Origin of the sequence: Marinitoga sp. 1155 (assembly GCF_001021175.1) — a bacterium.
Lineage (GTDB): Bacteria > Thermotogota > Thermotogae > Petrotogales > Petrotogaceae > Marinitoga.
This window is the reverse complement of record NZ_AZAX01000011.1, coordinates 58,788-78,537: the sequence shown is the minus strand read 5'-3', so window position 1 is coordinate 78,537 and position 19,750 is coordinate 58,788. Positions and strand designations below refer to the sequence as shown.

Here is a 19,750-nt window from a genome sequence, read left to right as displayed (position 1 = left end):
TTTATAAATTATTATCAAAGACCATTTTTTACTTGAATTATCAAAAGTTTTAGTGTATAATATTTTTTGAGAACATTAATATAAAAATCAAAGGAGGCAGTTGAAGTGTCAATCTTAACAATATTAGCTATTATTGTTCATATTATTCTATCGATTGCTTTAATTTATTTCGCATTGCAACGAATGCAAAAAAATGCTGAATTAGGTGGAGCATTTGGTTCGGGAGCTGCCCATACAATGTTTGGAAGGGAAAAAGGGCTTGATCCTGCAGCAAAGATGGCATTATGGTCAGGAATATTATTTATGATATCTTCTTTTGTAGTCGCAGCGCTTCTTGCGAGGTGAGTAAATAGTGGATTTTGAAAAGCAATTTGATATTATAAAAAGAAATACAATAGACTTAATATCATCAGAAGAATTAAAAGAGCGTTTAAAATCCGGGAAAACATTGAGGGTTAAACTGGGTGTAGATCCATCGCGCCCCGATCTTCATCTTGGGCATGCTGTCGTATTAAAAAAGTTAAGAGAATTTCAGGATTTAGGTCACCAGGTAGTCTTAATCATAGGAGATTTTACTGCAAGAATTGGTGATCCTTCTGGTCGTTCTAAAACAAGGCCGATGCTTACAAAAGAAGAGGTTGAAGCCAATGCCGAATCCTATAAAAAACAGGCTTTTCGTATATTGGATCCGGAAAAAACAGAAATAAGATATAATAGTGAATGGCTTGAAAAGATGTCTTTTTACGATGTAATTAAACTTTCATCAAATTATACAGTTGCGCGTATGCTTGAGAGAGATGATTTTGCAAAAAGACTTGCAAATAATGAACCCATAAGTGTGTCGGAATTTATGTATCCTTTAGCTCAGGCATATGACTCTGTTATGGTTGAAGCTGATGTAGAAATGGGAGGAACAGATCAATTATTTAATTTGCTGGTTGGTAGAAAAATCCAGGAAGCGTATGGTCAAAAACCTCAAATTGTTTTAACCATGCCTATCATTGAAGGAACAGATGGACATTTAAAAATGAGTAAATCATATGATAATTATATAGCCTTTGAAGATGAGCCATTTAACATGTACGGGAAGGTAATGTCTATTCCAGATACATTAATATTAAAATACATGAGATTGGCTACAGATATTCCTGAAGAACAAATAAAAGAATACAGTGAAAAAATGAAAAATAATACCATTAATCCTCGAGATGTAAAGATGAAATTAGCTTATGAAATAGTGAAATTTTTTCATGGTGAAGAAAAAGCTGAATATGCACAAAATGAATTTATAAAAGTATTTCAAAAAAAGGATATTCCTGATGAAATGGAAGAAATCATTGTAGAAAATGAAATTAAAGCTATTGATTTAATTATGAAAACAAAATCGGTTTCAAGCAAAAGTGAAGCAAAAAGGCTTATCAGTCAGGGAGCAGTAAAGATTAATGATGTTAAAATTAATGATCCTTTCCAATTATTAGAAATTAAGGGCGATGAAATACTAAGAATTGGGAAAAGACGATTTTTTAAACTAAATACGAATTAAAAGAAAATCAGTTTTTTATAGTATAATATAATTAGTGTATTTTCACAACTAAAATTCAAAATTTAAAAGAGGGGGTAGAGCGTATGCGTAAAACACTTTTAGTATTGGCATTAGTTCTTTTTGGAGTATTATCATTTGCATTTAAAGATGTACCTAAAGATCATTGGGCATATGATTATGTTATGGATTTAGCAAATAGGGGAATTCTTCCTATGGAAGATAACTTTAATCCCGATATCGTTTTAACGAAAGCTGAAATTGCAGTATTATTATCAGACACATTAACTTATATTGAAAACGACCCTGTATTGGCAAAAGCTGAAGATATCAAAAGAGTTGAAACTGTTATGAAGATTTTGGATAAAAAATTATCAAATGTAGTGAAGGCAAATGATGAGAAATTATCAGCATTGGGAGTAAAATTGGGTGCGGTTGAATCAGCTGTTACTGCAAATCAAAATGTATTGATTAATTTAACAAAAAAGGTTGAAGTTTTGAATAAAGAGATATCAGCCTTAAAAACAGCAAGTTCAAGAAGTTATTTAGAATTAAAATATACAGTTCTTGATTTATCTGATAAATTAAATTCTATGTCTTCATTAAAAGATGATGTTTCTGTAAATATTGAAAACATAGATGGATTATGGGAAGAATTAGATACTGTAAAATCTGATTTAGATTATGTAGCAGGTCAAAATGTAAAAGAACATCAAGGATTAAAAGATATGATATCTAAAAAAGCAGATAAAGAAGTTGTAGATGGATTATCTAAAGATTTAGAAAAAACAAATGCAAAATTAGAAACAATAACAAAGGTTGCTTATAGAGCATTTAATAATGCGGATATGCTTGTTGAGGATATGCTTGATTTGCAGGATCAGGTAGATGAGACAACGACAAAAGTGGATAAAGTTTCTGGTGATTTATTAAAGGTTCAATATCTTGCAAATGACTTATCAGATAGGATGACAAATGTTGAAGGAAAAGTATCTGCGAGTGCAGAAAAAGTAAACAAGGCTAACATGTTAGCAATGGTTGGAATAGCATTAGCAGGTGTAGCATTGGTACTACCATTTGTAGTAACAAAATAATATATCAATTGATTAATTAATTTAACGTTAAGAACTCTTGACATTCTTTCGTTAATATGATAGAATATTTACAGTTTAATTCAAATTAAATTATATTTAAGGAGGTTGTTTGAATGAAGAAGATCTTTGTTTTAGTTATGGTATTAGCGTTCTTAGTATCTGCGTTTGCAGCTACTGAAGTGCCTGCAACATTGTCAGTTACTAACCCTGTATTTGAGGGAACAGTTAGTTTTGAAGTTGGATTTGATGAAAATGGGTTAGATTTAATGTTTGGAAATACTTTGAAGGTTACAACAGCATTTTCATCAGGTTATTCAGCAACATTTGGTGGTAATGAAGGTGGGATGTTAACAGCTGTTTTAAGTGGTGATTTAGTTGGTTTAGCTAAAGATACTACTCCAGCTTTTGATTTAGTTAGCATTACTTACGAAGACAATATGTTAAAAGCTGTATTTAATAACAGTGGTATTTTAGATTACTCAAAATATATTGTTTATAATACTTATGATGATGATGGTAATCCAGAATTATCCAAAGTTGGTGCTCATCATGCAATTGTAACATTAAAAGATTTAGGACTTGAATTTTTATATGTTGATTTAACTTCTACAGATGATGTTAAAGCAGATGCTACACAAACAGATAATCCTGTAATGTTGAACGGTGATTTATTTGCAGCAAAATATTCTTTAAGTGTAGTTCCTCAATTTGATGTTGATTTAACAGCAGGTTTCTGGGCAGCAGATCCAGCAACAAGATTAGCAGTATCTACTCCTGCAACAAAAACAGGTTTTGCAGTTGCAGCAGCATTTACAGGTAAGGAAGCGGTTTCTGGGTTAACTGGCGAATTCTTCTTTGGATCACAGGAAGGTTCTTCAACATATTTATTATCAGCATCTTATAAAAAAGATTTCGAAGCAGGCATGTTTACTGTAACACCTCATACAACATTTGATTTTGCTAAAGCTACAACATTACCAGCATTTGTTAAACCGGTTTCTGATGCTACACAGGTAACCTTTGGTGCAGATTTATCAGCTGATTTTGGTGTTGCTGGTAGCATATCTTTAACAGATAAAGTTACATTACCATTGCCTGGCGATATGACTTATACATATGCTGTAGAATATTCAAATAAAATACATGATTTGTTTAATATTGAAAGTGTAAAAGTTTCAAAAGCAGATGGAACAGAAATTGCTACACCATTAAGCTTATCAGCTAAAGTATCAGGTTCCCAAACATTTGATGCAGTATCAGCAGTTTATGATGTAACATTGAATTCAGTTGATTTGGATAAAGTTTCTGATGAATATGCTGTTGATGTTCATAGTAAAGTTGGCTATGAAGCAGATATGGTTAATGTAAGTGCTCATGTATATTATAAATTATATGCAGCTACAAAAGATGCTACAAATAATTTAGGTTATATGGTTTCAGTTACAGTAAAACCAGTAGATAAAGTTGATGTTGAATTATCTATAAAGAACTATACAGATAGCGATTCAGATGGAAATATTTTTGAAGAAACATTCAATGAACCAAGCGAATTCTTATACACAGCAGATGTAACATACTCACCAAATGATGTTATAACAACTGGAGTACATGTAAGCAATGCATCATTTGGAAGCAAAGATTTATATTGGAATGCATACATAAAAGGTTCAGTAAGCTTCTAATAATGTTGGTTTATATAAAAAATCCCGGCAATTGCCGGGATTTTTTATGTTTTCTCATTTTACTTTTATGATAAATATTCATTTTTATTCAAATAATTATTATGATATCGATTATAAAGATAAGATTAGTACTTATTATAGAGATTTACCAAATGATTAAAACATATCTTAAGATAATTTGAAAAGATGTTTTTCAAAAATATTATTTCGAAGGCGTTTTAATTCCTATTAAAAATTTTTATATTAATACTAAATTATGGGATTATGATTATGAAAAATTAAACGATATTAACCATGAAATAGGATATGAAATCAATTTATATTATAAATTAAACGAGATGCGAACAGGTTTTGAATTTGGAAATACTATTACCGATAAAACGACAAAGCTTATTATTGGTTTTAAAGATAACCACTACTGGCAATTTTATATAAAAATAGATGTAACTCCATCAAGTGAGGAAGCCTTTGAATATAATGAATGATATTGGTGATTCAAAATAAAAAACTCCTGGATTCCTCCAGGAGTTTTTTGGCGGGGACGACGGGACTCGAACCCGCGGCCACCGGTGTGACAGACCGGCATGCTAACCAACTGCACCACGTCCCCAACTGACCGAATATATTCTACCAAAAGAAATATTACATTTCCAGTCCTGAGTGGTTTCTAAATGGTGACATGTTTTTTAGTATTATTTTAATTATACACGGTCTAAAAAGTCTCAAATGAAACGAAGGCTCGAAGATTGCCCTTAAAATTATGAATGAAAGCCGTCAAAAAAACAGGACGTTTTTTTGAGTGAAGCTTTTTCATGGATGAAAAATCTGAGCGACGGCTGAGAATGAATAATTTTAAGGATAAGCAATCAAGCTGCCTGAGTGAATTTGGCTTTTTAGACATCGTATTATATTGAAAAATATGAATTAAAATACTTTAAATAGTAAAAAACTCTAAAATTTACATTACTGCTTGATTTTAAGCAAAAAATGTGGTAAAATTCCTTTGAAATACGTTTATATCAATATATAGGGGGTGCATGTATGAACAAAAAAGAACTCGTTAGTGCATTAGCTGAAAAAGTTAATGTTACAAAAAAAGAAGCTGCTTTATTTGTTGATTCTTTTGTTGAAGTTGTATCCGAAGCTTTATCAAATGGTGAAAACGTAAAAATTGTTGGTTTTGGTACATTTGAAGTTGTAGAAAGAAAACCAAGAAAAGGTGTTAATCCACAAACAAAAGAAGCTATTGAAATTCCAGGCGGTAAAGTACCTAAATTCAAACCAGGTAAAGAATTAAAATTAAAAGTAAAATAATCTAAACGGAGCCAAAAGGCTCCGTTTAGATTTAAATGGAGGAAGATAAATTATGAGTTTGATATATATAGGCTTAGGAGGCTTTTTGGGAGCTATTTCAAGGTATTTAGTATCAAAGTATATAAACTCGATGTTTTCGCTTGCAAACATGCCGTATGGTACATTATTTGTAAATATTTTAGGGTCATTTGTTTTGAGTTTTATTATGTCTTTAGGTATAAATAGGTTAGAAATACCAAAAAATTTTATGCTATTTTTTTCGACAGGATTTATAGGATCTTTCACAACTTTTTCAACTTTCATGTACGAAACTATAATTTTAAATGAGGAATCGTTTAATTATTATTCTTTTGTATATTTAATAACAAGTATAATTCTTGGGCTTTTTTTTGCATTATTAGGATATTCGTTAGGGAGGATAGGATCATGAAATTTTTAAGAATTTATCTGGGAGAATCAGATCACTGTGGGCATGAATCAGCTTATAAACATATAGTTAAGTTATGCTATGATCATGGATTAAAAGGTGTAACGGTATTAAAAGGAGTTATGGGTTTTGGTGAAAAGCATCATGTGCATAGAGTTGACTTTTTTACTTTGAGTGAAGATTTGCCCATTATTATTGAAGTAATAGATGAAGAGGAAAAAATTCAAAGATTATTAAATGATGTAAAAAAATGCAATTTTGATGGGTTAGCAGTGTATTGGGATGTTGAATATATGAGGATAATTAAAGAAGAATAAAAGAATATAAAAAAGAAGCCCAATGGCTTCTTTTTTATATCAAGTTATTGTTTATGTATAATTCTTCTAAAGCTTCTTCTTTTAAATTTTCTAATAAAGTATCTATTTCACTGTTAGAGGCTTTTTTTTCCATAAATCCTAATTTTTTGTTTAGATAATTTTTTATAATTTTCATGTCTCTCCCTCCCCATTGTAATGTTTTCATCTTTATTATATATTTAATTTTATACAATTAGGTATCCGAACTATTATGTTATTTAACATTTATTATTTCATCTTCATTAATCAACAAGGATTTTATAAGGAGTAGACATGAATTTTTCAAATTATGTTAATTTTTATCGGATTTTTGATTTTTAGGTATACTATTAAAAAATTCTATAGATTTCATAATTATATTTTTTATTTCATTTTTTGTATAATCATAATTTTTTTCTCCATATTCTTTTAGAACAAAAAGATTAGTTAAAAGTTCAAATTCTTTTGGATAAGAAATCTTACATAATAATTCATAGGGAGTTAAATGTGAAAAGGATTTAAAAAATCTTTTTCTGATATATTTATATCCTTCTTCTATAATATATGGAATATCTTCTTTTTCAATTTTTTCTATAGAAAATTTTTTGATTTTTTTAATATCTTCTTTTTGATTTTTAAAGAATTTTTTTATAGCCATTATTACTAAAATTCCAAATAAAATTGATAATACTAAATATAGCCATTTTATAGGTTGATATAGTTTTACATAGGCTGATTTAGGTGAATTAGCAATTTCTCTAAATATATCTGTTATTTTTGAAGCAGAAATAGCGTTTATAGGTTTGTCTTTCTCTGTTAAATTGATAGAATTTTGCGATTTATTCACCATTGGCTCACGGCCTCTTTCCATATATGATATACCCGTTCCAATCAATAACAGAACAGAAAAAAATATTATCAAAGATATAACAACTTTCTTTTTTTCATTTTTTCCAAGTAATTTCCATATTATAATTGCCAAAATTATAGCGATAAACCCACCAATTGCAATATTTATTAAAATTATTGTATCCACTATTTTATTATTTAATAATATTGTTTTTCTTTCTTCTGGAGTGATGTTATTTGAAAATTTATCTTTTATTTTTTTTATTTCGGTTTCATCTTTTTTTTGGGTTAAGCTGTTTTCTAAATTTATTTCTTCAGCTCTTTTTTCATTTAGTAATTGTGTATCTGGAGAAAAATGTAATTCCTTAAAAGGATTATAATAATAATTAAAGTTTATCAGTGAAAATAATATGAATATTAGATATAATGAAATCACCATTATTTTATTTTTTTGATCTTTTAATAATTCAAATAAAGATAATAATAAAGCTATAAGAGGGAATAAAGGATTTATTAAATTTCTAAGTAAAATTAATGCAATCAGGAATAAAAATGTGAATCTAATGATATCTTTTTTGAAAGTATCTTTTTGAATTCCTGGTAGGTAATAGGATAATATGACTATTGCTATTATATTTAAACTATAGTATAAATTTTTTGAACCTGTTGCGTTTAAAAGGAAAAATGTAAACATAAATATTCCAAATAAAGCTAAAAAAGCTATATAATATGGCATACCAAATTTTCTTATTCTAATATACAGGAATGAAAACAATGTACCAAATATAAAAAGGACTAATCCTGAATTCCAATTAAATGGAATAAATGTCAAAAAGATTGAAATCAGATAAATCCATCTTTTTTTATTCATTCAATCACCCCTATATACTTTCAAAAATTTCAGTTAGAGAATTGTTTGGCGATATGAGACGGACGATAATATAATTTTCTTCGAGTAATATTGCTTTTTTTTCCAGTTCTTTTGCTTCGACTCTAAATATTTCATGTTCTTTTATATCAAGTTTTCCTTCATGTTCAATTCTAAACCCATACGGCATTATAAGCACTATAACTTTAGAAGTTCTGGCTCTCAATTTTATTAAATCCGGTATAATTTCATCAGTTAAATGAATGGAGATTATAATTACTGTATCTTCATATGTAAGATAAGGTAGTTCTTTTTTTAAAATATTTTCAAATGTATATGTGGGTTTGTTTATTCCTTCTACTATAGAAAGAATATCATAATAATCTATCCAATCATTGGAGGAAATCTTTTTAATATCCTTTCCAATAACAACTAAATTTACTTCCTGATGTTTAAGTTTTTGTGCTCTAATTATGCTTGCAGCAGCCTTTAGTGCGTATTCTTCATAGATTTTCCTTTCTTTTTTCCAGAAAATATTATTTTCTGGTATTCCAGCTGGGAGATTTAAATCTACAAACATAAATATTTTTCCAGTTGATGTATGCGAGAATTTTTTTACCATTAATTTATCATATTTTGCTGATATTTTCCAGTTTATTCGGTTCATTGGTTCATTATTATATTCATCTATATTTTCAACATATGTTACATCTTCTAATATTCTGATATTGGATTTTTCTCCTGGTAATAATTTTTTAAGACTTTCTTTGTTGAATTCGGAATATATGAATTCAGGTAAAACATCTATACTTTTATTAACCTTTATATTTTTCCAGAATTCAAATCCCAGAGGTGTTTTATAATTTATACTGATAAAACCTATTTCCTTTTTCCCTCTTGTGCCAAAAGAAGTTATGAAAACAATTTTTTTTGTTTCATGAGCAGCTAATTTTATTTTTTGATATGGAGGTCTTAGTCTACTTAATAAATTGGAAGGTGACAGCGTAATAGTAATTTCTTCATCAGAAGGGTTGTTTAATATTACCCTATATTCAATTTCTTCTTCTATAAAGCATTTTTCATATTCAAGGTCATAATTAACCTTCAAGCTTTCAAATATGCGTTTTTTTTGAATAAATTCATACCAGCTAAATATTATAAGAGACAAAAGAATGATTGTATAATTACTGAAATAGAATATATTAAGTATTATGGTAAATATACTTAATAGTACCAAACCTTTTATTTTATATTTCATACTATCATCTACTTTATTAGTTTTACTTCATTGAGTATATCCTTTATTAATCTATAAGAAGAAACTTTTTTAATTTTTGCTTCTGCTTTTAATATAATTCTATGTGATAAAACATAAGGAGCTATTTTTTTTATATCATCTGGTATTACAAATTCTCTTCCTTCAATTGCAGCTAAACTTTTTGAAAGCTGCATTAAAGCAATTGCACCTCTGGGGCTTGCGCCTACTTTTATATCTTTATGATTTCTTGTTCTGTTAACTATATCAACGATGTATTGCTTTATTTCATTTGAAACCAGAATACTTTTTATTTCTTTTTTTGAGTTTAGCAGTTCTTCTTCATTTGATACACTTTTAATTTCATAGATTGGATGCTTCATTTCTTGAGAAGAAAGCATGTTTATCTCATTTTCTATATCGGGATATCCAAGACTCAGTCTTATCATAAATCTGTCTAATTGTGCTTCTGGTAATGGGAAAGTCCCCTCAAATTCTATAGGATTTTGTGTTGCTATAACAAAAAAATTATTTTCTAATCTGTGAGTAATTCCATCTATTGATACCTGATTTTCAGCAAGAGATTCTAATAATGCAGATTGTGTTCTTGGAGTTGCACGGTTTATTTCATCACCCAATAAAATATTTGTGAAAATCGGTCCTTTTTTTAGTATAAATTCATTTTTATTTTTATCATAAATATATAATCCTATTAAATCATTTGGTAGTAAGTCAGGAGTAAATTGTATTCTTTTAAATTCAAGATCAAATGACTTTGCCAGAGCTCTGGCGAGCATGGTTTTTCCTGTTCCTGGAACATCTTCAAGTAAGACATGACCATTTGAAAGAAATACTGCTAAAACCATTTTTATTTTTTCTTCTTTTCCTTTGATTACAATTTCAACATTATTTACAATCTTTTTAGCTAAAGTAGCAGTTACCATAATGCACCCCTTTCATTCCCATTTCAACATACGTTCTTTGGTTTTCTTTATTTCTCTTTTTATAAGATATATGGTTAAAAAAAGCAAAAATAATGGAAGAACAGCTCCAATAAGATGATATAAAAGAGTTGAGTCAAATAAGAAATCAATTAATTGTTCTTTTATTTCTATATTTTTTAAAGAGGAAATATATAAATTTCCTGGCAAAAATATTCCAAGTCCAAGTCCAAGAATAATGCCTTCAAGATAAAAAACTTCTTTTCCACTTATAATATTTTTTTGGGATAAATCTCTTTTAGGATTTTTTAAATAAAGACTAATTCCGAGTATGGAAGAATACATAATTATTAAAATTACAGGAATAATACTCCAAAAAACCTCTATAGATGCTTTTCCTGATAAATATATTAATACTGTTATAGCAATATACTCAACAACGTATATTATAAAAGGCATAAATGCTTTTGAAAAAATTAAATGTCCTATTTTGATAGGGTATAATTTTGGTACTGGCCATAATTTTCCTTCATATGAAATGGCATAAATAGCAACCATTGCAGCATAAATAGCAGCGATCATAACAAAAATAATACTTATCATATCAAGTGATGTAGAAGAAAACATAAATATTATTGGAAAAAATAAAGGATATAATAAAAGGAAAAACGTTTGTGAATCTCTAAAAAGCAGTTTAAAATCTTTTTTTAATATTGGGAATTTTGAACTTTTAAACTTAATTTCTGCTTTTTTCTTTTTTCCCTTTTTTCTTGATACAGAAAATTCAAGTGTATTTGATAAGTTATAAATTATATAAGATAATATAAGTATAGTTGAATACAGCAAAATCAAGAAAGGGATACTACCTTTCATTACGTTAATTACCCATGTGTGAGGCCAGAAAATATTTAAGATTATATTTGACATTTTTTCAAGGGCGTTGGCTAACTGAGAAGGAGGAGTATTTGCAAAGTTTGGGAGTAAGTTGCTAATTCCAACATAGAAAAAAATACTTATAAAATACATAATCATTGTCCAGCGCTTAGCAGACGTTTTTGTTAAAAATTTTGAAAATAATATACCTCCTAAATTTGAAATTAATAACAATAGAATTAAAAATCCAATGCCTCCAAGTATGCTGAAAATAATACTATTTTTAGCTATTAAAGCATAAACTGCAAAAATTGGTATCATCATTCCCAGAGGAAGCCCGGCCATTATTAAACTATCAATGGCACTTGCTATATATATCGATGAACGCCTTATTGGCATAGAAAGCAACAGTTGAGTCATTTCACTTTCATATAAATTTGCAACAATAGCAGGTGAATAATTTAAGAAAAACATGAATCCCATAAGTAGAAACCACATTCCAAAAATCACATCTAAAATAGTCCAGGGCAAATTTATACCTAATTGAGAAAACGGAATGTTTAATTCTTTAAACATAAAATACATCATCGGAGCGAGAGAACCTCCAAATATTATAGCAGGGAGTATATAAGCCATTAAAGCTCCCCATGGACCTCGCTTTTTATATGTGCCATCTTTTTTCTGTTTCGGTCTTAATTTATTTTGATATGAATATTTTAATATTAATATAATCTTATTTTTCATTAGATCCCCCCTATAATTCCTTTATTATATCATCTAATTCCCCAGCACCTGTTAATTCAAGGAATAAATCTTCAAGAGATTGTTTTTCACCAGTTTTTGATAGGCTTTTTAATTCTTCTAATGTTCCTTCAGCTATTAAATTACCACTTGATATTATACCAATTCTATCACACATTTTTTCTGCAATCTCAAGAATATGTGTTGTCATAAATATTGTTGCACCTTCATGAGCGTATTTTTCTATTAACATTTTTAAGATTTTAGCAGATTTTGCATCGAGGCCAACTGTAGGTTCATCTAAAAAAATAATTTTTGGTTTCCTCATTAATACAGATGCTACCATTAACTTTTGTTTCATTCCATGAGAATAATCTCCAATAAAAGAATCAAGATAATCAATTTCAAAGGCATCACAGATTTCATCAAGCCTTTTTTTTGCATCATCTTTTCTGACTTCATATATATCCATAATAAATTCAATAAATTCCGATCCTTTTAAGTTTTCATACATTTTTGGTTCGTCAGGAACTACTCCGATATTAGCTTTGATTTTAATTTCATGTGTTTTCATATTCATTCCAAGAATTTCGATATTTCCATCTGAAGGTTGTAATGTTCCGGTTAGCATCCTTATAGTAGTGGTTTTTCCTGCACCATTTGGGCCTAAAAAACCATAGATTTCTCCGGGTTTGATATCAAGGTTTATGTTATTTACCGCAGTGAAATCCCCAAATTTCCTCACCAAATTCCTTGCTTTAATCATAAGTTGCACCTCCGTTTAAAAATTGAATTTATTTTTTATATAATTTAAATGGCTTCTGCCAATTTTCAGTTCAGTTCCATTATCAAGTTCTAAAATATAATCCCGAACAAAAAATTTTTTAAATTTTTTTATATGTTCAATTGAGACAATATAACTTTTGTGTATTCTAATAAATTTTTCCGGGTCTAATTTCATTTCTAAATTTTTTAAAGTATCATCATAGTAATATTCCTGATTTTTTGTACATAAAAAAACATATTTATCCTCTGCCTTGAAGTAATATACATCAGTTTCTGGAATTATTAATATAATATCTCTGTCTTTTACCGAAAATTTATTTATGTATTGTATATTAATATTATCTAATATTTTTTTAGTTAATAACTTTTTTCTTTCCGTTGTTCTATCTATAGCTATTTTTAATCGTTTTAAATCAAAAGGTTTTAGTAAATAATCTATAGCATTTTCTTCAAAAGCTTTTATAGCATATTCTTGATATGCCGTTATAAAAATCACAAGTGGTTCATAAGATAAATTTTTTAAAATTTCAAAACCACTTTTTTCTGGTAGATTAATATCAAGAAATAATAGATCAGGTCTTTTTTCTTCTATTAAATCAATGGCTTCGTCACCATTTTTGCTTTCACCTATTATTTCAATGCTTTCAAAATTTTCCAGCATTTTTTTTAATCTATTTAAAGATCTCTCTTCATCCTCGATTATAATACATTTAATCATTATATTTCCCCCATATTTTGTATTGATATAATAACTTTTATACCTGATGGATTATTTTGATATATATTAAAATTAGCATTATTTTTATATATAAGATTTAGTCTATTGATAACACTTGAAATGCCAAAGCCATATCTTATATTTTCAACTTTTCCTATACCATTATCAGATATTTCTATTATAAATAAAGTGTTTTTTAGATGTATATTTATATTTATAAAACCGCCATTTTTTTTTGGAGCAATGCCATGGATTATGGCATTTTCCACCAAAGGTTCTATAATTAGTGTAGGAATTTTATAATTTAAAGTTTTTTTATCAATATTTATATAATATTTTAATCTATCTCCAAGTCTCACTTTTTCAATTTCAAGATATTTTGTTACTATATTTAATTCATCTTCAACAGTACAAAAATCTTTGTCTGAAGAGTATAATATTTTTCTATATATGTCTGAAAGATTTATAATAATTTGTTCAACTTTTTCAGGAGATTCATATGCCAGATCTATTATAGCATTCAATGTATTAAAAAGAAAATGCGGGTTTATTTTAGCTCTAAGCGCTATTAATTCTGATTTTAACTTTTCGCTTTTTAATTTTTCGTTTTCAATGATTTTAATTCTGAGTTTTCTATATATTAAAATTATTGATACAATTAAAAAAATAAGTATAATATTAACAATTAAAAATAAGTATTTATATGAAGGGGAAAGATTAAATGATAATAAATTTGACATAATATATTCTGAAATAACTATACCAGAAAAAAAACTAAAAATCAAAATTAAAAATTGTAAAATTTTTCTTAAAAATTGTATTTCGATTTTTATAAACGAATACAACAATTTTTCCAGTAAAAAATATATTATTCCAATTGAATTAGAAAAAATTTCGGCAATTATTAATCCATGCCAGAAATTAAAATAAGGAGAAAAAATATATATGAGAATTAATATAAATATAGAACTTATCTGATTTTCTATTAAAATAATGTGCAATTTTTTATTTTTCATAATATATCAACCTATAATAGTTTGGATATTCTTTTAATTTTTTTAATAAAGATTTTGCTTTTTCTTTATTATCTAATTCATATATCCGGTATAATTTATACAATACTTCACCAAAGTTAAATTTATTTTTGAAATCATCATTCACTCTAATATAAATATACTCAAAATCATTAATAAAAATTTCTCTCGCAAAGTCATATGATAAAATTTCAAATGCGGTTTTTCCTCTTATATATCGATATATGAGGTTGTCAAAATTCTCTTTGACAACCTCTTTCATTTCCAGCATTCCACTATAAAGATAATAATATTTTAAAGGTAAAAACCATTCATGTTTTGCTTTTTTAACCAATACACTCCCATGGATTATTTTATTTAATCCATTTTTACTCGATTCTGTAATATTTAATATCTTATTTAATTCAGCCTTATTTAATTTATCAAAATTATTCAGATAGTAATTTAATATATTTTCTGAAAATACGTATGAAGAAAGTAAAAGTAATATAATTATAATCCGTTTTTTCATTAGAACCCCCAGATAATTCCCGCTCCAAATGAATAATAATAGTTATAATTAGGCACATTATCCGTTATTTGATATTCTCCTTCAATTTTCCAGTTTTCGGGTGAATAATTATATGTGAATTTACCTTCTATTACAACACTTAAGAATTCCATTAGATTTAAATAAATTTTAGCTCTTGGGGAAATAGAAACTTCTTCTCTTTTTAATTGTACCACATATGGAACAGAATCAATATTATTTACAATATCATCAATAGATTTTCCATTTCTTGATTCATCAACTTTTTTACTTACAATAGTTTCTCCGCCACCCAGGCCAATTCCAACATCAATATTTATTATGTTTAAATTAATTTGTTTTCCGAAAGTGAAATATCCTTGAGAAACATATAATTTATAATTTCCGTTTGTAGTTTCACCACTATAACCTTCTCCACCAAAGTAAGAACCGCCTGGTATTATACCAAAGCCGCCACCACCTTGTAAAATTAATTCATCGAAAGATAAATAATCTTTTAAAGGGTTAATCTGTTTTACCTGATCTTTAGGAATGTAATTAAGTATATATCCACCGCCACCAAAATTAATTGAAAATATTGAAACAGAAAATATCAGAGTAAAAATTAAAATCATTTTTTTCATACTATACACCTCCTCAATATTTTATAATTTGAATATTTTTATTTGAATTTATCTTACCAGTATTATTTTTATTCATTTTCACTGTTATATTTTCTGAAATAGAATTTATTTTAATATTTCTAGAATCATTCCATGTATCCAGAAAAAAGATATTGCCACTTATAGATATGCTATCAAGATTTATATTTTTTAGCATTTTAGCCTTTATGTCTAGAATCAGTGAAACACTATCAACATTTAAATTTTTTGCAAAAATATTTCCATTGATTCTTATACTTGTTCCATCAATATTTAGAGTATTTCCAATAAAGATGAATGTATTTTTTAGTATAATATTAGTTCCAGATATTTCTGCAATATTACTATTTACATTGCCATTTACCGTTATATTTAATCCGTTTATTTCAATATTTTCATATGTATATTTAGTTCCAATAATTATTTCGAGATATCTGTTTCTACTTCCGCTATTTAAAATTAATTCTTTATCTCTTTTTTTAATTAATATTTTAGATGGATAATATATTTGTGTGGCTTCAGGATCGAATTTTATATTTACATTTAAACCATCAATTTTTATTTCTTTAATATCTTTTAAATCCATGGTTTTATCTGGTATTACCGAATAATCGTTAATACTATATTCTGTAATTTGAAGTGCCATTAAAATAAAAACGATTCCAACTAAAGGTAAAAGATACCAGTATTCTCTCATGTTATCACCTCCATTTTCATTATATATGAAAAATGTTTTGATATAAAATTTTTTTTGATATATTGTCAATTTATATGTATAATATGCCTGTAAAATAAAATGAACTGAGAAATCAGTTCATTTTAATAAAAAAAAGAAAAAGATAAAATATTATAAAAAATGAGCTGATACTTCAGCTCATTTTAGTTTTAGCAGTTTTTTTATAAATAATTCATTTTTAGTATTTTCAAAAGGATTACCTGTAAATATTACATAGTTTTTATTAAGAATAAATCCTCTCTCTTTTCCTTTATATAAAATTATTTTCCCATCATTGAAATATAAATTATTGATTTTTTGATTTTTAAAACTTTTATCTGTAACTTCAAATTTCGAAGGTATTAATTTTAATACCGTGTTATTTATTTCATCTAATACTATACCAACTTTTTTACTTCTTGCAAAATCCTGGATTTTATTAAACAAAGTTTCATCTTTTAATAAGCTTGAACTTATTATAACAACTTCTGAATTTTCAATAGAACTTGTTAAATAATATTTGTCTTTTAAAAATCCAATCTCTACACCAGATGAATAAATTTTTATTCTATTTTTTAGTTCTATAACATTTTCATACCATAATATATTATTAATATATAACTTCAAATTAACGTTATTTGTGTTTGGAGTGTTTAAAATAGAATTTATTAATGTTTTTGAATAACCGTTTATTACTAATGTATTTTCAAAGTTTAGTTTATCATTAATAAAAATTTTTATATGAGCTTCTTTTGATTCTTTTGATATATTGTAAACATAAAATTTAAAAGGATTTTTTGCGTTTTTATAAAGTATATTTTTAGGTGTAGAGAAAATTCTAATACTATCTTGTGGTTCATACCATATTGCACTTGAAACTATTTTATCTCCATCATCTTGAATAAATTTAGCAAATGCATAGAAATATGCAGAATCAACATTAATTTTAATTTCTTTTTTGAAATTTGAAGGTAAATTATTGTAAATATATGTGTGATTTGGCGTATATATTTCAAGAGTTTTAACATTTTCTTTATCAGGATCTGTATAATATATATTTAGCGAAACTTCCTGTGGCTTTTTTGTATAATAAAAAACATCGCCCATTTTTGCCTTACTAGTTTCAAGCCATATTTGTACATTTTTATCCTCTGTTCCATAACTTTTTCTTTTAAAAAAAGCATTTAATATATCTTTTTTATTTCTTGATTTTGCCCAGATTGCTGTTCTTGAATCATTTGCAGCTCCCCAATTAGCACTATGATTATCCTGACCTACAGTAGCTCCAACATGCCACCCCATTTTTAAAGCTGTGATGTAATTAGAAAACATTTCGTCATTTATTGTATCGTTTTTTGCCCAACTACCATTTCCAACTTCAATCATGTTAATATATAAATCTGCTTCTGGATAATATTCGAAATTTTTGAATGTTCCAAACATAGAAATTGGATGATTGAATTGAGCCAAAGCTTTTTCGTTAATCAACCATTTATAAAAATCTTCAGTGGTAGTGTTTATATTTCTACTTGTCCAATTTTTAGATTCAAAAACATTAATATGACCACTACCAGAAGTCCATTCAAAACCGGCCAATGCTGTAAATTTATTTGTTGTTTCTTTATTTGCCATTTCTTTCATAACTTCAAATTTATTTCTACCTTTATATTTTGCTTCAAAGTAATATGCGTGATCAGTAACAGCAAGAAAATCAATGTTTGCAATATCTCTTGCATATTCGTAAGCATCGCTTGGTATGGTGCCAGGTTCTCCATCTGAAAAAGACGTATGAGAATGAGGATTTCCAAATAATACAATTAAATTATTGGAAAAAGTAAATGTTATAATAGAAACCAAAATAAATATCCAGACAAAAAAAGTTTTTCTCATAAAACTCCCCCTTTTCTTTATTATAACATAGCATTATATCATATTTTTGCTCTTTCTAAAATAGTAGAAAAGTTTTATTGAAACATTTATTATAAATCTGTTTTAATTAAAATAATTTAGACAGTTTAAATTTAATAATGAAAAAAATTCATTAATGAGCATACTCACGCATACTGATAATAAAATTATATAACCGTGAAAATTTTATCATACTTATAAAAATTCAAGGAATTTGGAACTTTTATTTTCTTAATACATAAAGTATAATAATATTTGGATTTAAATTTCAAATGTAGGGGGTAGAATTATGAGTATAAATGTGTATTCTGAAGTAAAGGATTTAAAAAGAGTACTTTTACACAGACCAGGACTTGAATTGGAAAATATGGAGCCAGATTTATTAGAAGAACTTTTGTTTGAGGATATACCATATTTAAAAAAAGCGCAACAGGAGCACGATTATTTTGCAGAAATTCTCAGAACAAACGGAGTTCATGTTGAATATATTACAGATTTATTGGCAACAGCTTTAAGTGAAGAAAATATAAAAAAAGAATTTGTAGATGAATATTTGTTTTTGAGCGAAGTAAAGAATGAATACATATTAGAAGCTTTGAAAGACTATTTGTTGAGTTTTGATACGAAACAAATGATAAATAAAATTGTTAGTGGAATAAGGATAAATGAATTTAAATTAAGAAAAGAGAATTTTTCCACAAAAGTAAGAATGAATAAGCAATTTTATTTATTGCCTCTTCCAAATCTTTATTTTCAAAGAGATCCAGTAGCTTTTGTTGGGAAAGGTATTGTTATAAATAAGATGATGACAAAGGCAAGAAGAAGAGAATCTTTATTTATGAAGTATGTTGTAAAATACAACAGAGATTTTAAATCCACACCTGTATATTATGATATGAGCTATCATTTTGCTATAGAAGGTGGAGATGTTTTAGTTTTAACGGATAAGGTTTTGGCAATAGGTATTTCTCAAAGAACAGAACCAGAAGCAGTGGAAATATTAGCCAAAAAACTTTTTTATGAAACTGATGAGAGTTTTGATACAATACTTGCAATAAATATTCCTAAAAAAAGAGCTTATATGCATCTCGATACTATTTTTACAATGATAGATAATGATAAATTTTTGGCTCATTCAAAATTAGAATCCAGTTTATTAGTATATGTGATAAAAAAAGGAAAAGATGATTTGGAAGTTATAGAGGAAAAAATGTCATTAGAAGAAATTTTGCAGAAATACATGAATAATGGGAAAATTAAAATATTAAAATGCGGAGGAGAAGATGAAATTGCTGCTAAAAGAGAGCAATGGAATGATGGTTCTAATGTTTTAGCCATAAAGCCCGGAGTCGTAATAGCATATGATAGAAATTATGTAACAAATACATTATTAAGAGAAAATGGAATTAATGTTATAGAAATTCCTTCAAGTGAATTATCAAGAGGTCGTGGAGGGCCAAGATGTATGTCCATGCCTATGAATAGAGGAAAATAAACAAT

Annotated in this window: 21 protein-coding genes and 1 tRNA gene; 9 read left to right on the top strand and 13 right to left on the bottom strand. The window is 27.2% G+C overall.

Annotated elements, in window-relative coordinates; translation table 11 throughout:
- Positions 1–105: 105 nt before the first annotated feature.
- The 5 genes from secG (at position 106) to X274_RS11975 (ending at position 4,801) form a co-directional block, all read left to right on the top strand.
- Entirely contained in the window at positions 106–345 is a 240-nt protein-coding gene (gene secG / locus X274_RS04570) for a preprotein translocase subunit SecG (protein ID WP_084822631.1), read from the top strand.
- A gap of 7 nt (positions 346–352) precedes the next feature.
- Positions 353–1,543, top strand: coding sequence for a tyrosine--tRNA ligase (tyrS, locus tag X274_RS04565; protein WP_047265628.1), 1,191 nt, complete (start codon positions 353–355; stop codon positions 1,541–1,543).
- Between the two features lie 83 nt (positions 1,544–1,626).
- Positions 1,627–2,634, top strand: coding sequence for an S-layer homology domain-containing protein (locus tag X274_RS04560; protein ID WP_047265627.1), 1,008 nt, complete (start codon positions 1,627–1,629; stop codon positions 2,632–2,634).
- 113 nt (positions 2,635–2,747) lie between these two features.
- Complete coding sequence (locus X274_RS04555; protein WP_047265626.1) at positions 2,748–4,316, top strand: hypothetical protein; 1,569 nt, start codon at positions 2,748–2,750, stop codon at positions 4,314–4,316.
- 338 nt (positions 4,317–4,654) lie between these two features.
- Positions 4,655–4,801, top strand: a complete 147-nt coding sequence (locus X274_RS11975; protein WP_156166136.1) for a hypothetical protein — start codon at positions 4,655–4,657, stop codon at positions 4,799–4,801.
- A gap of 48 nt (positions 4,802–4,849) precedes the next feature.
- On the opposite strand, the gene X274_RS04550 is transcribed toward X274_RS11975, so the two are convergent.
- Positions 4,850–4,926, bottom strand: a tRNA-Asp gene (locus tag X274_RS04550).
- Positions 4,927–5,357: 431 nt separating this feature from the next.
- Here X274_RS04550 and X274_RS04545 point away from each other — a divergent pair.
- The 3 genes from X274_RS04545 to X274_RS04535 are packed head-to-tail and all read left to right on the top strand — an operon-like array spanning position 5,358 to position 6,374.
- Positions 5,358–5,630 carry an HU family DNA-binding protein gene (locus tag X274_RS04545; protein WP_047265625.1) on the top strand — a complete coding sequence of 91 codons (273 nt, stop codon included), beginning with the start codon at positions 5,358–5,360 and terminating at the stop codon, positions 5,628–5,630.
- Positions 5,631–5,682: 52 nt separating this feature from the next.
- Entirely contained in the window at positions 5,683–6,060 is a 378-nt protein-coding gene (gene crcB, locus X274_RS04540; RefSeq protein WP_047265624.1) for a fluoride efflux transporter CrcB, read from the top strand.
- Positions 6,057–6,374: a DUF190 domain-containing protein gene (locus X274_RS04535; RefSeq protein WP_047265623.1), complete on the top strand. Its 318-nt coding sequence runs from the start codon at positions 6,057–6,059 to the stop codon at positions 6,372–6,374. Before crcB ends, X274_RS04535 begins: the two co-directional genes overlap by 4 nt.
- Positions 6,375–6,408: 34 nt before the next feature.
- Here the strand turns inward: X274_RS04535 and X274_RS11970 are convergent, their stop codons facing one another.
- The 12 genes from X274_RS11970 to X274_RS04480 form a co-directional block, all read right to left on the bottom strand.
- Positions 6,409–6,549: a hypothetical protein gene (locus tag X274_RS11970; protein ID WP_156166135.1), complete on the bottom strand. Its 141-nt coding sequence runs from the start codon at positions 6,547–6,549 to the stop codon at positions 6,409–6,411.
- A 156-nt stretch (positions 6,550–6,705) separates the two neighbouring features.
- Positions 6,706–8,112 (bottom strand): hypothetical protein, encoded by a 1,407-nt coding sequence (locus X274_RS04530; protein WP_047265622.1) that lies wholly within the window; start codon positions 8,110–8,112, stop codon positions 6,706–6,708.
- Between the two features lie 10 nt (positions 8,113–8,122).
- Positions 8,123–9,367 (bottom strand): DUF58 domain-containing protein, encoded by a 1,245-nt coding sequence (locus X274_RS04525; protein ID WP_047265621.1) that lies wholly within the window; start codon positions 9,365–9,367, stop codon positions 8,123–8,125.
- A gap of 8 nt (positions 9,368–9,375) precedes the next feature.
- On the bottom strand, positions 9,376–10,308 hold the full coding sequence (locus tag X274_RS04520; RefSeq protein ID WP_047265620.1) for an AAA family ATPase: 933 nt from the start codon (positions 10,306–10,308) through the stop codon (positions 9,376–9,378).
- Between the two features lie 12 nt (positions 10,309–10,320).
- Positions 10,321–11,922: a hypothetical protein gene (locus X274_RS04515; protein WP_047265619.1), complete on the bottom strand. Its 1,602-nt coding sequence runs from the start codon at positions 11,920–11,922 to the stop codon at positions 10,321–10,323.
- Positions 11,923–11,932: 10 nt separating this feature from the next.
- Entirely contained in the window at positions 11,933–12,685 is a 753-nt protein-coding gene (locus tag X274_RS04510) for an ABC transporter ATP-binding protein (protein WP_047265618.1), read from the bottom strand.
- A gap of 15 nt (positions 12,686–12,700) precedes the next feature.
- A complete protein-coding gene (locus X274_RS04505) occupies positions 12,701–13,423 on the bottom strand; it encodes a LytR/AlgR family response regulator transcription factor (protein ID WP_047265617.1) in 723 nt (240 codons plus the stop codon).
- The gene (locus X274_RS11510) at positions 13,423–14,439 is read right to left on the bottom strand and encodes a sensor histidine kinase (protein WP_052913175.1); all 1,017 of its coding nucleotides are present in this window, start codon (positions 14,437–14,439) and stop codon (positions 13,423–13,425) included. Before X274_RS11510 ends, X274_RS04505 begins: the two co-directional genes overlap by 1 nt.
- Positions 14,429–14,968, bottom strand: coding sequence for a hypothetical protein (locus X274_RS04495; RefSeq protein WP_047265616.1), 540 nt, complete (start codon positions 14,966–14,968; stop codon positions 14,429–14,431). The genes X274_RS11510 and X274_RS04495 overlap by 11 nt, the downstream gene beginning before the upstream one ends.
- The gene (locus tag X274_RS04490) at positions 14,968–15,609 is read right to left on the bottom strand and encodes a hypothetical protein (protein WP_047265615.1); all 642 of its coding nucleotides are present in this window, start codon (positions 15,607–15,609) and stop codon (positions 14,968–14,970) included. The genes X274_RS04495 and X274_RS04490 overlap by 1 nt, the downstream gene beginning before the upstream one ends.
- A gap of 13 nt (positions 15,610–15,622) precedes the next feature.
- Entirely contained in the window at positions 15,623–16,324 is a 702-nt protein-coding gene (locus tag X274_RS04485; protein WP_047265614.1) for a hypothetical protein, read from the bottom strand.
- A gap of 177 nt (positions 16,325–16,501) precedes the next feature.
- Positions 16,502–18,232, bottom strand: coding sequence for a CehA/McbA family metallohydrolase (locus tag X274_RS04480; RefSeq protein ID WP_052913174.1), 1,731 nt, complete (start codon positions 18,230–18,232; stop codon positions 16,502–16,504).
- A 307-nt stretch (positions 18,233–18,539) separates the two neighbouring features.
- On the opposite strand from X274_RS04480, the gene arcA reads away from it, so the two are divergent.
- Positions 18,540–19,745 (top strand): arginine deiminase, encoded by a 1,206-nt coding sequence (arcA, locus tag X274_RS04475; protein WP_047265613.1) that lies wholly within the window; start codon positions 18,540–18,542, stop codon positions 19,743–19,745.
- Positions 19,746–19,750 lie beyond the last annotated feature (5 nt).

Bases quoted from the DNA above. Each gene is read 5' to 3' on its own strand.
- X274_RS04505 (WP_047265617.1), bottom strand. From the start codon at position 13,423: ATGATTAAATGTATTATAATCGAGGATGAAGAGAGATCTTTAAATAGA.
- X274_RS11975 (WP_156166136.1), top strand. From the start codon at position 4,655: ATGCGAACAGGTTTTGAATTTGGAAATACTATTACCGATAAAACGACA.
- X274_RS04485 (WP_047265614.1), bottom strand. From the start codon at position 16,324: ATGAGAGAATACTGGTATCTTTTACCTTTAGTTGGAATCGTTTTTATT.
- X274_RS04510 (WP_047265618.1), bottom strand. From the start codon at position 12,685: ATGATTAAAGCAAGGAATTTGGTGAGGAAATTTGGGGATTTCACTGCG.
- X274_RS04490 (WP_047265615.1), bottom strand. From the start codon at position 15,609: ATGAAAAAAATGATTTTAATTTTTACTCTGATATTTTCTGTTTCAATA.
- X274_RS04535 (WP_047265623.1), top strand. From the start codon at position 6,057: ATGAAATTTTTAAGAATTTATCTGGGAGAATCAGATCACTGTGGGCAT.
- X274_RS04480 (WP_052913174.1), bottom strand. From the start codon at position 18,232: ATGAGAAAAACTTTTTTTGTCTGGATATTTATTTTGGTTTCTATTATA.
- X274_RS04545 (WP_047265625.1), top strand. From the start codon at position 5,358: ATGAACAAAAAAGAACTCGTTAGTGCATTAGCTGAAAAAGTTAATGTT.
- arcA (WP_047265613.1), top strand. From the start codon at position 18,540: ATGAGTATAAATGTGTATTCTGAAGTAAAGGATTTAAAAAGAGTACTT.
- X274_RS04530 (WP_047265622.1), bottom strand. From the start codon at position 8,112: ATGAATAAAAAAAGATGGATTTATCTGATTTCAATCTTTTTGACATTT.
- X274_RS04515 (WP_047265619.1), bottom strand. From the start codon at position 11,922: ATGAAAAATAAGATTATATTAATATTAAAATATTCATATCAAAATAAA.
- X274_RS04495 (WP_047265616.1), bottom strand. From the start codon at position 14,968: ATGAAAAAACGGATTATAATTATATTACTTTTACTTTCTTCATACGTA.
- X274_RS04520 (WP_047265620.1), bottom strand. From the start codon at position 10,308: ATGGTAACTGCTACTTTAGCTAAAAAGATTGTAAATAATGTTGAAATT.
- X274_RS11970 (WP_156166135.1), bottom strand. From the start codon at position 6,549: ATGAAAATTATAAAAAATTATCTAAACAAAAAATTAGGATTTATGGAA.
- X274_RS04560 (WP_047265627.1), top strand. From the start codon at position 1,627: ATGCGTAAAACACTTTTAGTATTGGCATTAGTTCTTTTTGGAGTATTA.
- X274_RS04555 (WP_047265626.1), top strand. From the start codon at position 2,748: ATGAAGAAGATCTTTGTTTTAGTTATGGTATTAGCGTTCTTAGTATCT.
- X274_RS11510 (WP_052913175.1), bottom strand. From the start codon at position 14,439: ATGAAAAATAAAAAATTGCACATTATTTTAATAGAAAATCAGATAAGT.
- crcB (WP_047265624.1), top strand. From the start codon at position 5,683: ATGAGTTTGATATATATAGGCTTAGGAGGCTTTTTGGGAGCTATTTCA.
- X274_RS04525 (WP_047265621.1), bottom strand. From the start codon at position 9,367: ATGAAATATAAAATAAAAGGTTTGGTACTATTAAGTATATTTACCATA.